The 15881-nt window shown below is 49.6% G+C and carries 14 protein-coding genes; 1 reads left to right on the top strand and 13 read right to left on the bottom strand.

Going from position 1 to position 15881, the window contains the following annotated elements; translation table 11 throughout:
* Positions 1 to 144 precede the first annotated feature (144 nt).
* The 8 genes from DXC51_RS16840 to DXC51_RS16805 all read right to left on the bottom strand — a co-directional run bounded on the left by DXC51_RS16840 (position 145) and on the right by DXC51_RS16805 (position 9030).
* Positions 145 to 906, bottom strand: coding sequence for an SDR family NAD(P)-dependent oxidoreductase (locus tag DXC51_RS16840; RefSeq protein ID WP_117544973.1), 762 nt, complete (start codon positions 904 to 906; stop codon positions 145 to 147).
* A gap of 16 nt (positions 907 to 922) precedes the next feature.
* The gene (locus tag DXC51_RS16835; RefSeq protein ID WP_117544972.1) at positions 923 to 2620 is read right to left on the bottom strand and encodes a DUF4153 domain-containing protein; all 1698 of its coding nucleotides are present in this window, start codon (positions 2618 to 2620) and stop codon (positions 923 to 925) included.
* Between the two features lie 2 nt (positions 2621 to 2622).
* Entirely contained in the window at positions 2623 to 3252 is a 630-nt protein-coding gene (locus tag DXC51_RS16830) for a glycerol-3-phosphate acyltransferase (RefSeq protein ID WP_117544971.1), read from the bottom strand.
* A gap of 340 nt (positions 3253 to 3592) precedes the next feature.
* Positions 3593 to 4411, bottom strand: coding sequence for an endonuclease VIII (locus DXC51_RS16825; protein WP_102288808.1), 819 nt, complete (start codon positions 4409 to 4411; stop codon positions 3593 to 3595).
* Between the two features lie 94 nt (positions 4412 to 4505).
* Complete coding sequence (locus DXC51_RS16820) at positions 4506 to 5408, bottom strand: helix-turn-helix transcriptional regulator (RefSeq protein ID WP_117544970.1); 903 nt, start codon at positions 5406 to 5408, stop codon at positions 4506 to 4508.
* A gap of 9 nt (positions 5409 to 5417) precedes the next feature.
* A complete protein-coding gene (locus tag DXC51_RS16815) occupies positions 5418 to 7364 on the bottom strand; it encodes a YgiQ family radical SAM protein (protein WP_117544969.1) in 1947 nt (648 codons plus the stop codon).
* Between the two features lie 249 nt (positions 7365 to 7613).
* Positions 7614 to 8267: an HAD family hydrolase gene (locus tag DXC51_RS16810; protein WP_243003218.1), complete on the bottom strand. Its 654-nt coding sequence runs from the start codon at positions 8265 to 8267 to the stop codon at positions 7614 to 7616.
* Positions 8268 to 8283: 16 nt separating this feature from the next.
* Complete coding sequence (locus DXC51_RS16805; RefSeq protein ID WP_025490003.1) at positions 8284 to 9030, bottom strand: pseudouridine synthase; 747 nt, start codon at positions 9028 to 9030, stop codon at positions 8284 to 8286.
* A gap of 295 nt (positions 9031 to 9325) precedes the next feature.
* Here DXC51_RS16805 and DXC51_RS16800 point away from each other — a divergent pair, with 295 nt between their 5' ends.
* Positions 9326 to 10369 (top strand): nucleoside recognition domain-containing protein, encoded by a 1044-nt coding sequence (locus DXC51_RS16800; RefSeq protein WP_117530981.1) that lies wholly within the window; start codon positions 9326 to 9328, stop codon positions 10367 to 10369.
* Positions 10370 to 10448: 79 nt separating this feature from the next.
* Here the strand turns inward: DXC51_RS16800 and DXC51_RS16795 are convergent, their stop codons facing one another.
* The 5 genes from DXC51_RS16795 to DXC51_RS16775 form a co-directional block, all read right to left on the bottom strand.
* On the bottom strand, positions 10449 to 11489 hold the full coding sequence (locus DXC51_RS16795) for an N-acetylmuramoyl-L-alanine amidase (protein WP_117544968.1): 1041 nt from the start codon (positions 11487 to 11489) through the stop codon (positions 10449 to 10451).
* A gap of 222 nt (positions 11490 to 11711) precedes the next feature.
* Positions 11712 to 12335 carry a hypothetical protein gene (locus tag DXC51_RS16790; RefSeq protein WP_021633541.1) on the bottom strand — a complete coding sequence of 208 codons (624 nt, stop codon included), beginning with the start codon at positions 12333 to 12335 and terminating at the stop codon, positions 11712 to 11714.
* A gap of 11 nt (positions 12336 to 12346) precedes the next feature.
* Entirely contained in the window at positions 12347 to 12862 is a 516-nt protein-coding gene (gene coaD, locus DXC51_RS16785) for a pantetheine-phosphate adenylyltransferase (RefSeq protein WP_021633542.1), read from the bottom strand.
* Positions 12863 to 12866: 4 nt separating this feature from the next.
* Complete coding sequence (rsmD, locus tag DXC51_RS16780) at positions 12867 to 13427, bottom strand: 16S rRNA (guanine(966)-N(2))-methyltransferase RsmD (protein WP_117544967.1); 561 nt, start codon at positions 13425 to 13427, stop codon at positions 12867 to 12869.
* Positions 13428 to 13566: 139 nt separating this feature from the next.
* Positions 13567 to 15765, bottom strand: a complete 2199-nt coding sequence (locus DXC51_RS16775) for a DNA gyrase/topoisomerase IV subunit A (RefSeq protein ID WP_102290251.1) — start codon at positions 15763 to 15765, stop codon at positions 13567 to 13569.
* Positions 15766 to 15881 lie beyond the last annotated feature (116 nt).

Genomic DNA, 15881 nt, shown 5'->3' with positions numbered 1-15881 from the left:
TTCACAGAGCGGCGCAGAATCTTAAAAGATAAAAAGATTTGTTGAAATCATTGCTTGTCACGATTGTAGCATACGAATATAGTTTCTGCAATAATTTCCGATAATATTTATTTGTATAACCGTTACAACCATCCGCAATTTTTGCTACTTAACCAGTCTCATGGCTTTCAAAATCAAGGTATGCGGGATTACCTTGGCAAGAAGACGAAAGGCTTTTATCAGCGGGCTGTATGTGGAAAGGGGGCATTTCCTGGCGGAGGCGGTTAAAGCAGCGCGGACCACGGACTGCGGGGTGACCATCGTATATTTTTTGATAGCAAGGGTGGCGGCGTATTTTTCAGCGCGGTCGAAGAACTCGGTCTGAACCGGGCCGGGGCAGACGGCAGTGACGTAGATTTTTCTGGATCGAAGTTCTTCGCTCAGGGCGCGGGAAAAGCTGAGGACGTAGGATTTGCTGGCTGCATATACGGCGAAGCCGGGCTGGGGCAGGAAGGCGGCGCTGCTTGCCAGCTGGATGATGCGGCTGTTTTTTTTCATATAGGGCAGGCAGGCATGGGTGATTTCTGTGAGGGCCCGGCAGTTTAAGTCAATCATGCCAATCTGTTCCCGGGAGTCGATTTCGGAGAATTGTCCCATGATGCCATAGCCGGAACAGTTTATGAGCATACGGACTGCGGGGCGTTCTTTTCTCAGAAGGGCCCGCAAATGTTCCATATCCGCTTCCTGAGTCAGATCAAGGGGGATTGTTTTAGCCATGTGGTCCAGGTCGCAGGCAAGCTCCTCCAGACGGTCTTTTCTTCTTGCTATGAGCCAGAACTCATCTATCGTATAGAGTCCGGCATCCAGCTGCAGGGCAAATTCTTTTCCGATTCCGGAGGAGGCTCCGGTGATAATTGCAATATTCATGTCTCTTTCTCCTTTTCTATTTTTCCAGCAGATAACCGTGGAAGGATATATAAGTATAGGTTTCTCCCACACGGTCATAATTATATGACAGGTATTCCAAATATAGTTTACGGTAGGGATCAATGGGTATTTCATGGTGCTTCTCAAAATAGGCCTCTGCGGTTTCCTCGCTTTCGTCCGGGAAATTGTTAAGGTACGCGGCAAGGTTCACAATGGCAGAGCTGCTTCCTCCATAGACGATCTGATAGGCGGTGAAATTTTCGGCGTTGTCTCTGGCCGATACCTGTATGGGATAACAGGTATTATAACCTGAAATGTCAATTGCGGTATTTTTGATGGAATAGTAAAAATGACGGAAATCTTCATATTCTATCGGACTGCCGGATTTCAGATTTTCCAGCTTTGCTTTATCTTCCTCCGGAAGCGACTGTAGCCAGGCCTTTCCGGTTGGTTCTTCCCTCAGGTACCAGTAGGCTCCGGCAGCTTTGTCGATCTGCCTTTGGGTGAGTGCCGATGATTCTTCTGCCATTATGTATTTATGCAGGGCGTTTTGCTGGCTGTTCAGGGAAAAGCGGGCCATGTTGATCCCGGGAACAAAACAGGCTGCTGCAGTAAAGACGGCAAACAACGGTATCAGCAGACACACGGCCTGTCTTTTGAAATAATATACTGAGACATATATGATTTCAAAAAACAAAAGCAGCACGCAGAGATATCTGAGGGGCGTTACGCCGTTTTCATATATACGGATGCCGATGGAATAAGCCTGCAGCAGAATCAGCGGTGAAAACAGATAAGGGAGCAGCCGGGTAAGCTTCAGGAGAGGATTTTTCTGTGAATAGCAGGAGTTCATCGTCCATACAGGAAGCCCTGCGGCGAACAGACCCGTAAGGATACGGAATACCGCATTGGATGGCATATCCCGGAAAAGCAGGATTTTCAGCACATAGGCATAAATAACTGCAAATGCACTGATAACAAGCCCGCTGAGAATATATTTGATCAGTACCTCCGCAAAACGGCTGTCCTCTTTTTCATCCGGAAGCACGCTGCGAAGCAGGGCCGGGATATAATACAGGCCAAGGAGAAGGCACTGTACCTGAATGTAGAGAGAAAAAGCTCCGTCAAAAAGTTCAATGAATATGCCGACCACCATGCTTGTGCCTATCATCAGAATAAAATAGATAATGCTGATGCGCACAACTGCGGCAAAAACACGGCCAAGATATTGTTCAAGCGACAATCTGGTCCTTAAAAAACACAGATAAACGGCTATGGAAATAACAATCACTTCATAGCCCACAATATATCTGGGAAGATAAAAGCTGATAGTGAGGGCATCCTGCCCCAGGAAAAAGGAGTCCGGTTCCAGGTATAACAGCCATGTCAACAGAAATGCGGGAATCACGTACAGGATATACAGGACCGCCCTAAGTCGCAGCTTTTCCGTCTTCTGGTACACAGCTTCCGCAAAAAAGCAGCCGGTCCCATAGAAAACCAGAAAAGGAAGGGCCTTTTCCAGGACATCATAGATGGACTCGGAGAAAAGTTCTCCCAGCATAAGGGTAAAAAACAGGGTAAAAAGCCAGATACAGCCCTGTGCTGCGGGAAAATACACGAACAGACTTTTAAGTTCCCGGCCCAGGCCGCACAGCTTATCCCAGAAGAAGGCCTTCCAGTCTTTTTTAGAGCCAGCAGGGGTTCGCTCCTCCATTGTCACTTCCTTTCCCGCAGCTTTGACTGCGCTTTGGCGATCAGATCAATTTTTGTTCCCTTTCCGTGCAGATAATCCAGGAACGGCAGAAAATGCTTCTGAAGCATCATGGCAGCCAGAATGCAGGAAAGGACGCCCGTCTCACTGCCATAAACGGTAAATGCCGGCAATAAAAATAATAGGGGGATAGCCATCGCTCCCAGTGTCAGTGATTTACTCAAGAGGACAAGGCATCCTCCTAAAACGCAGGAAAGAAGGCCGAAGCCCGGTGAAAATATAAACAGTGTCATGCAGGTTACGGCAACGCCCTTCCCGCCGCGGAAACGGTTCCAGAAAGGAAAATTATGCCCTGCCGCCACACCGATGCCCGCATAGAGAACAGCATTCCTGCCGAGCCGGGGAAACAGAAGAAAACGGCAGAGCATGCAGGGAAACAGCGTCTTAAGCAGATCGCCTGCAAGAACAAGCAGTCCCCATTTGAATCCCAGCTGGGCCATGATATTGGCCATTCCCGGGTTCCCGGTTCCAAGCCGGGAGGCGCTTTTTCCTGCGGCATGTCTGGATACCGCCTCCGCCGTAAGAAAACATCCGCACAAATAACCAGTTAAAATACATCCTGTCCGGTACAGCATAAATACCCCTTCTTTCTCAGGCCTCTTTCTCAGAACAGCCCATCTATGACAAAACGGCCCGCAGATACATTTTCTGCGGTTCCCGGAAGATATTATAGTCTGTACCAAAGGATATGGTGATTATACAGCTGCGGGGAACATTCGCGGCCATTCTTTTCAGGAACCGCCCTGTCCGGCCAAAAACCTTCCGCAGCCATACTATCATTGTAGCATGTCTGCGGAAGGTTTCAACAAAAATAATATTTACTTATGCCAGCCTGCTGTACACGGCAGCAGTTTGTTTTTCGGTATTGCAGCAGCGCAGGTCCGTACCGCCGTACGGGATGGCTTCGTGACCGGACTATGACTGACAGTGTTCGCAGTAATATATGGTTCCGCCCAGATAAGTTCCCTTGCGCAGCTCATAGCCGCAGCGAGGACAGGGTGTCCAGAGTGTTTTCTTACTCAGGATGGTGGTATATCCGCCGGGTCTTGCAAACAGATCCTTTTCCGTATCCCGGCCGCCTTTCGCAGCCATTTCGGCCAGTACATTCTTTACCGCATCATACATACTGCGGTATTCTGTCCCGGATACTTCCTCCATCTTCCGCTTCGGATGGATGCCGCAGGTAAAAAGGATGTCCTGCAGCGTTCCGTTTCCCAGGCCCGGAATGCGCTGTTTGGTGGCAAGAAAGGCCTTTGCGGAAAGCCTGCCGCTGTCTTCATCACGAAGGGAAAGGAAATAAGGAAAATCGAAGGCCTCTGATAAGGGAGACGGTTTTTCCAATGCAGTGAGGTAATAAGGATTGTTGTTTTCTCCCTCATGAAAAGCCCAGATGCCTCCGTACATCTGCACCGAGCAGGCAAGCGCCGTACCATCGTCAAATTCCACAAACAGCTGATGCTTCGAAGGGGCTTTCCCTTCTTCGTAAAAACGGGGCGAAGCGCCGTCCTGTATCAGCAGCCTGCAGTCCTGTGCTTCTATTTCCACCATTCCTCCCACCGCCCGGCTGCATCCGATTTTCTTTCCTGAGAGCAGGTCGTCATAAAGCTCCGGTTTTTCGGAATACCAGGTAAAGGAATGAGGGGTATGGCCGGCCTCAACGAAGGAGATGGTCTTCCCCCGGATTGTTTCATTGAGCTGTCCGGCAATTACATGGCTTTCAGGAATTTCCAGCATGGTTCATCCTCCCTTTTCCTTTAATTGTAACATGGAAAAGCTGACAACAGTATGTCATATTTTCTTCAGACATTCACCTTGAAAGATTTTCGCCTCAGATATTTTCAAGAGACTTTTGCAGCATATCCGCTATTTTTTCCTTCAGCCACAAAGGCTCGATTATCCGCACATGAGGGCACAGGGAAATAATCAGGCTGTATGCCCAGTCATCCGCCACATAGGAGGTGTTCACAAGGAAATTACCATTATCCATAACAGAGATTTCCTCCTCTTCAAAGAAGTCGTATATCCGGTACGTCTGGGATGCATCGATTTCCAGCCCGATGTCTGTCGCCGCATTTTCAGGCGCCGCATTTTGGGCAGTATCCGACTCTTCCGCCACAGGCATGTTTCGGGGAAGGAAATACTCATCCAGGCATTCCGGACGCTTAATGCGCAGGATTTTGAAGGTGCGCATGGCCTTTCTGCCGCGGCACCAGGCGCGCAGGTACCAGGCATGGCTTTTAAACCACAGCTGGACCGGCTCCACAACGCGCCGTTCCACCCGCCCGCCGCTTGTATAATAATCAAAAGAAATAACCTTGGATTGGAGGATGGCATTTTTCAGAAGATTAAACAGCTCCTGCCTTCTCCCGCTCCAGTCGGAAAAGTCCACGGAAACCCAGGCGGCAGCGGGCGTCTGGAAAAAATCACCCAGTTTCCGCAGCAGCTGTGAGCTTTCGGAAGGCTCCACCTCCTGCAGGCTTTCCAGCGCGGCCAGGATCTGCTTTTTTTCTTCCGGCGTGATGAACATTTTATCAATAAGGCTGTGATCCAGCAGGGAGATGCCTCCGCTTCTGCCCTTGCTGGCATAGATGGGGACGCCGGCCATACTGAGTATTTCCACATCACGGTAGATGGTGCGCACCGACACCTCATATCTTTCTGCCAGCTCCTTTGCAGGAATTTTATCCCGCTGCATCAGCTGGTAGCATATTCCGAACAAACGGTTGACCATGGGATACCTCTACTTTTTCCGGTGGACATTCCGGATGGTTTTCTTTTTTGCAGGCTTTTGTCCCGTTTTTGCCCCGGAAGCCGGGGATTTCAGGTTTTTCCTGCCGTAGGAAATATCCATATCTTTCCCGGTGCCTTTGGCATTGCCGGCGCTCTGCCTGCGGGGGCGTATCAGGCATTTTTTATCAAAGCCTATCAAATCCGTCCGACCGGCTTTTGTGAGCGCTTCGCATACCAGTTCGTAATTTTTTGGGTTCCTGTATTGGATCAGGGCGCGCTGCATCGCCTTTTCATGAGGATTTTTGCACACATATACGGGCTTTCCGTCCCTGGGATCGATTTCCGTATAATACATAACCGTGGATACCGTGGAGGGCGTAGGATAAAAATCCTGTACCTGCTCCGGCATGTAGCCAAGGTCGCGGAGATATTCGGCCAACTCCACCGCTTCCTTCAGGGTGGATCCTGGGTGGGAGGACATGAGGTATGGCACCAGATACTGATTCATTCCCAGTTCTTCATTGAGCTTCTTATATTTTTTCCGGAAGCGCTCGTATACCGCATTTTCCGGTTTTCCCATACGGCAGAGTACGGCGTCGGAAATATGCTCCGGCGCCACCTTCAGCTGGCCGCTGATATGATGGAGAACCAGCTCCCGGAAAAAAGTATCATCCTTATCCGCCAGCAGATAGTCGAACCGGATGCCGGAACGGATGAAGACCTTCTTGACGCCGGGCAGACTGCGCAGACGGCGCAGAAGCTCCAGATAGTCCTGGTGATCGGCTTTCAGGTTGGGGCAGGGCCTGGGGAACAGGCACTGACGATCCTTGCAGACGCCGTGAACCAGCTGTTTTTCGCAGGAGGGCGCCCGGAAATTAGCGGTGGGGCCGCCCACATCGTGGATATATCCCTTAAAATCCTTATCCTTGGTAATCAGCTCCGCCTCTTCCAGGATGGACTCATGGCTCCTGACCTGCACAGTGCGTCCCTGATGGAAGGTCAGCGCACAGAAATTGCAGCCGCCGAAGCAGCCCCTGTTGCTGATCAGGGAAAATTTGATTTCACTGATGGCGGGGACGCCGCCTTTTTCCTCATAGGAAGGATGGTAGGTACGCATATAGGGCAGCGCGTAAACATCATCCATCTCTTCTATGGAAAGCGGCTCCTGGGGCGGGTTCTGTACCACATACTGACCGCTCGGATAGCCTTCCAGGAGGGCTTTTCCGTTGAAGGGATCCGTATTGGTATACTGAATCATAAAGCTGTCGGCATATTTTTTCTTATCCGCTTTCATCTCTTCATAGGACGGCAGCAGGATTCCGTCATAAATTCCTGAAATGTCCTTCGTCTTATAAACAGTGCCCGGAATAAAGGTAATATCCTTTACCTCGATTCCGCTGTTTAAGGCATCTGCAATTTCCACGATGGACTTTTCCCCCATGCCATAGGAAATCAGATCCGCCTGACTGTCCAGAAGAATGGATCGCTTGAAGGAATCGCTCCAGTAATCATAATGCGCCATTCTGCGCAGACTGGCTTCTATGCCGCCGATAATGATGGGAACCGTGCGGTAAACGCGGCGGATCAGGTTACAATACACCACCGTGGCATGATCCGGACGCTTTCCGGCCTCTCCCCCCGGCGTATAAGCATCGTTCGGCCTGTGTTTTCTGGATACAAAATAATGATTCACCATGGAATCCATATTTCCGGCGGAAACAAGAAAGCCCAGCCTTGGGCATCCAAAAACGGCAATGCTTTTTTCATCCTTCCAGTCCGGTTGGGATATGATGCACACACTGTAGCCGTGGGCTTCCAAGATGCGGCTGATAATGGCATGTCCGAAGGAAGGGTGATCCACATAGGCATCGCCTATGACATAGACAAAATCCGGCTGTGTAATGCCTCTCTCTTCCATCTCTTTTTTTGTAATCGGTAAAAATCCGGTAACTGACATTTTTGCTCCTATCCTTGCGCCATAGCGCACAATTTATTCCCGCGAGCAACGAGCCAAGTATCCATGCTTGCATGGATATTTGGCGACTGCCGCGAGGGTCAAATACCCCGCTGCTCTGCAGCGCTGCAAGTTTGATACCCCGTTGCTTGCAGCGGGGTCTTTGATTTCCGCGGGCAACGTGCCAGGTATCGCCTGCATGGATATTTGGCGACTGCCGCGAAGGTATTTGATGGATGAAAGCATACGCTTTCACCCCTGTAAAACTTCCGAAAAATGACTGATATAATAATCGGCAAGCGCCTTTTTTTCTTCCGCCTGTTCCAGAGAATAGGCATCCTCTACAGCGCAGACCTTCATTCCGGCGGCCTTGCCGGCTAAAATTCCGGGAATGATATCTTCAAAGACAAGGCAGGCCCGGGGCGGTATGCCCAGTTGTCCGGCGACCGCCAGATAAATATCAGGGGCCGGCTTTCCTCTGCCCACATCGCAGCTTGTCATAATACATTGAAATACATGTTCCAGTCCATGTACCCGGGCTATGCTGTTTACAAGCTCCCGGGAATTGCTGGTGGCAATTCCCAGCCTGATATTTTTGCTTAAGCACCAGTCCAGGTACTCGCCGACACCGTCCTTTAAAGGTACCTCATTCATATATTTGTCCCAGGCCATCCGGTTCCAGTCCGCCTTAATCTGCTCCACAGAGTCCGGCAGGCTGAAACGCTCCTTGAAGTAAGCAGCTGTTTCCGAAAAACTCTTCCCCTCAATTTCCCGGGAAAGATCCGGCGGAGGTTCCAGGCCGAAGCGTCCCAGATAATCGATATCAATATCCTTCCATATCCACATGGAGTCCACAAGCGAACCGTCCAAATCAAAAATCACCGCTTCTATTCCATTCATCATCATTATATTTCCCCTTTTCTTACTGCAGGTCCGAAAGCTCCTTAGCAGTCAGAGGCCTGAAAGCGCCCGGGGCCAGCGTTTCATCCAGCAGCAGCGTTCCCATACGGAGCCGTTTCAGATAAACCACATTTCTCCCCACCGCCTGCATCATACGTTTTACCTGGTGGAATTTTCCTTCCGTAATTGTCAGCTGCCATGCGGATGCGGCATCGGCATGGTGAAAAGACAGCCCCGGCATTTCTTTCAGTATGGCGGGACGGGTCAGGCTTTTTTCTCCGATATCCACGCCCTCCTGCAGGCTGTTTTGCTGCGCATCGGTGAGCGGGCCGTCAATTTCCACATAGTAGGTTTTCTCCACATGCGCCGCCGGAGAAAGCAGCCGATGGGCCAGTTCTCCGTCATCCGTAATAAGGAGAAGCCCTTCCGTGTCCTTATCCAGCCGGCCCACGGGGAAAAGCTCCCTTTGCAGCAGGGCGTCATCAAAGGCTCCCTTTTGCTCCCGCATCAGCTGAAGCACTGTTTTGTCATGGTTGTCCTGCGTGGCGGATACGCAGCCTGCAGGCTTGTTCAACATGAAGTAAACATGTCTGGCATAGGAAATACTTTTTCCGTTTACACAGACCTGATCGGAATTTTCCTCTATTTTCATTTCCGGACTTTTGACAGGGAGGCCGTTTACCGTAACCTGCCCTTTTCGGATAAGCGCCTTTACCTGGCTTCTTGTACCGGCTTTCATATCACATAAATATTTATCCAGTCGAAGCATTTGTATTTCCTTTCTTAAGCGGCAGTTGTCCGGCGGCTTTGAAATAACGACGTTCACATTTTTACTGTTACAGTTATCGCTGTAATTCAATAATTCTGTCATTCCGGGCGCCAGGAGAACATAGCTTTTATTAATGGGATTGAATACAGCGGTCCGGCGTTCCTGAATCGTTTTCATGTATCGCTTTCTTTAAGCAGACGCAAATCCCCGGACTGCCGGACAGCTACGTAAAGTATACATGATTCCCTGCATTCTTACAAGTCGGGACTGCAGGCGTTGGAAGGAGGACTTAAGAATGTTTTTCTTTAAACAGCAGCCCCGCTTTGCAGCAAAACGGCAGGAGCGGGCGGCGTATTTGAAAAAAGTATCGTTTCTCTGCCTGTTCGCTTTTCTGACGACAGCCATGCTTCTGGAAAGTGACAAAGCGCTGATCCTTTCCCTCACAGGGCTGAATCTGTGGTTCCAGAAAATGATTCCCACGCTTCTTCCCTTTATGATTCTGTCCGGGATACTTATCCGCATGAATCTTTCAGACAGCTTTGCCCATCTCTTCTCTCCCGTGCTCAAACCGTTGTTCAGGCTGTCGGATTCCTGTCTGTACTGTCTGGTTATCGGTTTTCTGTGCGGATTTCCCATGGGGGCGCGGGTGACGGCGGAAAGCTATCAGCGGGGAAAGCTTTCCCGCAGGGAGGCAGAACTGATGCTGGCCTTCTGCAATAATATCGGTCCTGTTTATTTTACAGGCTTTGTCCTGCACCTGTTTCCGGTGGAACGTCCGCTAATCTTTCTGGCAGGCATGTATCTGCTTCCCTTCCTTTACGGGCTGGTTCTGCGCTATACGCTCTACAGGGATATTCCCATGCGGGCATTCCTGCCCTCTTCAGCCCCATCCGGCAGGGCAAAGCCTTCGGGAGAAAAAAACGGGCTTCATGCAGCCTCCATTTCCCCGGCATCTCCGGCAGTCGCCAGGGCTCCGTCTTTGCTGGAGGAAACACAGAATTCCATCGTGTCTGCCCTATGCTCCATCGCCTCTTTGGGGGGATATATGATTCTGTTCAATCTTCTGAATCTGATTCCAGATATCCTGCTTCCCAGCAGGCTGACGAAGCTGGAAACACTGCTGGGCTGTGTCCTGGAAATCACCAGCGGGCTGTCACGCCTTCCCCGTTCCATGGCTTTCTGGGGATACGTGCTTCTGCCCTTCGGCGGGCTGTCCTGTATTGCACAGACCTACAGTATGATTCGGGAAACGGATCTATCGCTGGGAAATTATGTGGCTCATAAGGTCGTTCAGACCGTGGCCGCCTTTGGTTTTTATTTGTGGGTGTTTGCCGGTTAGCTGATGGAAATTTCCCTACCCTGTGTCCATATTCAGATAGCGCCATTAAGAAAAGCTGCCGGAAACGGCAGCTTTTCGCTCAGCGTGTTGCAAAGGTTCCAGGGATGGCGATATTGCTTTCGGCTTTGATGTCATAGCCGTTGTACACGCGGCACTGGAGAATGGGAGTGGTGTTGGCGGGCACCGTGATGGAGAACTGAATGGTGTTGGTGCCTGCGCAGGGGTACAGGGTGGACCAGGTAATTCCGCCGTCCAGGGTGTAGCTGTAGTATAAAAGGCCTGACTGGGGATCGGAAGCGGTCAGGGTAATATCAACCTTTCCAGTGGCCAGGTCGGCGTTGTTGACGGTCATAACCACATTTTCCGGAGGCGTGGTATCAGGAGCCGCGGTTCCTGAAGGAGCTGATATCACCGGATATTGGAACCCGGTATAATCCAGCCCCAGCGCCGGAGATTTCAAACGGAAGTATTTAGCCACGGCGATCGCATCGCTTACGCCAAAGGCCGCCAGCTTCTGTGGTGTGTTAATCTGGGGGCTGTCAATGGCATGATCCATATAGCAGTGCTCAATGATGACACAGGGAAGATCCAGTGCCCTGGATGCGCGGATAACGCCGTAATAGTCGGTTCCGCGGCTGTTGAGCCGCGTCTTTACCCCTTTGGCATAGAGTCCATATTGGGACATCTCAGCCAGCTGCAGGCGGCCGAAGGTCTGGCCCGCCGAAAAATATTTACCAAAGGCGGAGGTCCAGACCTCCGTTCCGTACAGATTATGCTCTCCTGACATATTAAAATGAAGGGAAAACAAAAAATCAGCATTGCAGGCTTTTGCAATCTGAGCCCGCTGTTCCAGGGAAAGCTCCTGGTCGTTAGTCCTGGTAAGGTAGACCTGGACACCTTCAAACTGTTCCAGTGTCTGTTTCATGGACTGTGCCACCTGGAGTGTCAGATTCTTTTCCACGTATTGCGGAAGGACTTCTCCTCCCCGGTTCTGCTCCCCGCCGTGACCGGGATCAATTACCACGATGACCGGTTCCTTTGCCTGCGCCTGTGTTTTCGGAATGAATGCCAGCACACAGGCGGCCAGAAGAAATACTGCAGCTGCTGTTCTTTTTTTCATATGTACTCCAATCTGCGTGCCGGGCACGCTTTAAATTCGGGAAGGTTGAGGTATCCTGTTTCAGCCTGGCTCCAATGTACGCGCTTTGACACGCTTTTGCTAAAAAAATAAATGTATCTCTCTTCCGCGTTACTCCGGTATAAAACAAGGCTGTGTTCCAGGTGATGAAACACAGCCCGAAGGTTGAATTATTTTGTGGCAGTCTGCCCCGGATTGCCGTAATTACAGAATATCCAGATTCAGATTGCTGTTGTCTCCGCCATCCTCCGCTGCGGAAAGGTTGGGCAGGGAAGAGGTATCATCCTCTTCATCCGGACGCAGCTCCATGCGGTTGGACTGTACAATATTCAGGCAGCTGTTCAGATCATTGATGAGCTGGCCGTAATGATCGGTGGCAATGTCAATGCCGTGGCCGATGATGCTTTCCAGATTGGCAAGGATGTCGTCCGTATACTGGATTGCAGAAGCTTTCACACTGTTGGCCTCCACTGTGGCATTATCTAGGATTTCCTGCGCCTGCAGGGTTGCAAGGTTGACGATTTCGTTGGCCTGTGCATATGCCTGCTGCATGATTTCATGTTCATTTATCAGTTCGCTGGTATGTACGGTAGCCTCGTTGATCAGGGCCTCCGCCTTTTCACGGGCATCATTGAGAATGGCTTCCTTGTTATTGATAATTTTCTGATAGCGCTTGATTTCATCAGGAGTCTTCATCCGAAGCTCTCGAAGCAGTTCTTCCAGTTCTTCCTTATTCACAATAATTTTGCTGTTGGAAAGGGGCTGGTACTTACAGCTGTCGATATATTCTTCGATTTCGTCAATTAATTGTTCGATTCTGCTGCTCATGCTTTTCTCCTTTATAAGCGTTCTGCCAGGGGCTGCTGCTTATATTCATGTCCAAATTTTTCATATACAAGTCTTGCCACAAATTCCGGTACGCACTGGGAAATATCGCCGTGAAATTCTGCGATTTCCTTCACACTGGAGGAACTCAGATAGGCATATTCCAGGCTGGTCGTTAAAAAGATAGTATCCAGCTCTCCACCGGAAAGCTTCCGGTTCGTCTGGGCTATCTGCAGTTCATATTCGAAGTCCGTTATAGCGCGCAGACCGCGTATCGCCACATGTACATCCTTCTTCCTGGCATAATCAATCAGAAGCCCGGAAAAAGAATCCACTTTGACATTAGGCAAATCCTTTGTGGCTTCCTCTAGTATTCTAACACGTTCTTCCACAGAAAACAACGGAGTCTTCTGGGTATTGTTCAACACGCTGACTGTTAATTCGTCAAAAATCGACGCGGCCCGCCTGATAACATCAAGATGGCCGAAGGTAACCGGATCAAAGCTGCCCGGATAAATTGCTGCTTTCATAATATTATTGCTCCGTTTTCCTGAGTTTCATAAAAACATGTTTATTCGTTTTATATTTCTTCTCTCTCACCACTTCAAAGCCATAATCTTCTGCAAAGGAAAAGTCCCTGCCAAGTTCGGCTTCCATAATAATGAGCGTATCCTCCGTCACATAGTCCGCACGGGATAACGCCCCCAGGACAGGCTCTTCCAGACCGGCCTGATAAGGAGGATCCATAAAAATAATATCAGCCTCTTTTTCATGGATGCTGCCCAGTGCGGATACCACATCCTGCTTAAGAAGCACTCCCCTGTCCGTAAACCTGGTAAAATTCAGGTTATCCTGAATACATTTGGCGGGCTTTGCTGCATTTTCCACAAAATAAGCTCTTTTCGCCCCGCGGCTTATGGCCTCGATCCCTATGGATCCGCTGCCGCTGCAAAGATCTATAAAAATACTTCCGGGGATATCTCCCTGCAGTATATTAAACAGCGTTTCTTTTATACGGTCCGTAGTGGGCCTGGTGTCTATCCCTTCAGGCGCTTTTAACGGAAGGCTCCGCGCCTCTCCTGCAATAACTCTCATATTTTCTCCTGACTGTAGCAATAAGTAGTTAACGTAATCTGACCATCACCGTTTATAACCTCTACGGCTGCATCTGATACACATTATAATTGTTTGTGAAAAAAAAGGCAATCCCTGGTGAAAATGTTTTCAATTATTCCTATGCGCGGATTTTAGTGCCCTTTCCATCCCTCTTTCCGGCTTTTATCTGATTCAGCACCAAATCGCGGCTCTTATAATGAATGGAGGTATCCTCCGCATTATGCGTAAAGTAAACCGCTTCTATACTGTCGCCTTCGTTGAGCCTCATGCCGCGGACGCCGATTGCGGCTTTTTTCTTTTCAGGGATTTCATCCACACCAAAGCGGAGGAAATAACCGTCTTTAGACTGCAAAATAACATTTTTTTGTTCCTTCATCATGATGACGCTTACCACTTCGTCACCCTCCTGCAGCTTTGTAGCGGCGACCGTGCGTTTGGCAACGTCGAATTCCCCGCCGTCCACCACCTTTATCATCCCCATCCGCGTAGTGAAAATAACACGGTAAAGGTTCAGCTCGGACTGGCTCGTCACAAGAAGCAGTTCTTCCTGAGAGGAATTGAAGTTGCTCACATTGTCAATGGGAATCCCCTTATCCCTGAATTTGCCAAAGGGCAGGTCCTGCACTTTTACGGTATACAGCTGGCCGTTGTTGGTAAACAGGCAGATTCTTCCCGTATTCTTACACTGGAAAACAAACTTGTTTTCCGCATCCGCCGCTTCACGGTTTCTGTCATAGGCGGTTAAATCAATGGTTTTCGCATAGCCGAAACGATCCATCAGGAATACAACATCCATTTCTTCCAGCTTTTTCTCTTCAAATACGGCTTCCCCGCAGTTATCTATCACCGTTCTGCGTTTTCTGCCGAATTTTTTCCTGATATCATCCAGTTCATTCATAATGACCTGGGCCATGGAATCTCTTCTGGCAAGAATATCCTCATAACGATAAATATTGGCCAGCGTTTCCTCATGCTCCCTGATGAGCGCTTCAAGCTCCAGGCCGATCAGCTTGTACAGACGCATTTCCAGAATGGCATTGGCCTGATTGTCGGAAAACTGAAGCTGCTGGGCCATAATGCGGGATTCCCTGGACTTGAATTTGATACCGTCCACTTTCCCTTCCACAAGGCAGGCCTTTGCCATGGCTCTGTCCTTGGATCCGCGGAGAATCTCAATGATCAGGTCAATTACATTGCAGGCCTTAATCAGGCCTTCCTGGATTTCTCTCTTACTGTTTTCACGGGCAAGCAGGTTTTCATATTTTCTGGTGGCTGTCTCATACTGGAAATCAACGCTTGCTTTGATAATACCCTTAATGCCGAGCGTCTCCGGCCTTCCGTCCGCAATGGCGAGCATATTTACGCCGAAGGTATCTTCCAGCCGCGTCTTTTTATAAAGCATGTTGATGAAATTTTCCACGTCTGCGTCTTTGCGCAACTCGATTACGATGCGGATGCCTTCCTTGGAGGACTGATTGGATATATCGCTGATATCCTGGGTTTTCTTATTTTCAGCCAGAGCTGCCACATCCATGAGAAATTTGGAAATATTGGCGCCTATCATGGGATAAGGGATTTCTGAAATAACGACGTTTACTTTGCCGCCTTTTCCTTTTTCCACGTCCACCTTGCCGCGGACCTTTATTTTTCCCGTGCCGGTTTCATAGATGGAAAGCAGATCGTCTTTATTGGTTACGATGCCTCCGGTGGGAAAATCAGGTCCCTGGATATAGCGCATCAGTTCCTTTGTTGTAATGGCTTCATTTTTCATGTAAGCCTTGGTGGCGTCAATTACTTCAGCCAGGTTATGAGGCGGTATGCTGGTCGCCATACCAACTGCAATTCCCTCCGAACCGTTGACAAGGAGATTGGGGAATTTAACAGGGAGAACGCCCGGCTCTTTTTCCGTTTCATCAAAGTTGGGTACGAAATCCACCACATCCTTATCCAGATCCGATAAAAATGCTTCCTGTGTAACCTGCTCCAGCCTGGCTTCCGTATAACGCATGGCGGCGGCGCCATCGCCTTCTATGTTTCCGAAGTTGCCGTGACCGTCAACCAACGGCAGACCCTTCTTAAAATCCTGAGACATCACCACCAGCGCTTCATATATGGAGCTGTCTCCGTGGGGATGGTATTTACCCATGGTATCGCCTACGATACGGGCGCTTTTTCTATAAGGCCTGTCGTAGCGGATACCAAGCTCATGCATATCATATAAAACCCGGCGCTGCACCGGCTTCAGCCCGTCCCTGATATCGGGAAGCGCACGCGCCACGATGACGCTCATGGCGTAATCAATGAAGGATTTCTGCATAACCTCAGAATATTCTGTTTTTATAATCTTTTCTTCCAATTTTTACTGCTTCCTTTCCTATATCTGACAGATTGTCAAACACCCCTGCCTCTTTCGGCAGGATATTTGCCCTGCTG

It is taken from the genome of Eisenbergiella massiliensis (assembly GCF_003435485.1).
The sequence above is the reverse complement of the archived record's forward strand: the minus strand, read 5'-3'. Positions and strand labels throughout refer to the sequence as shown.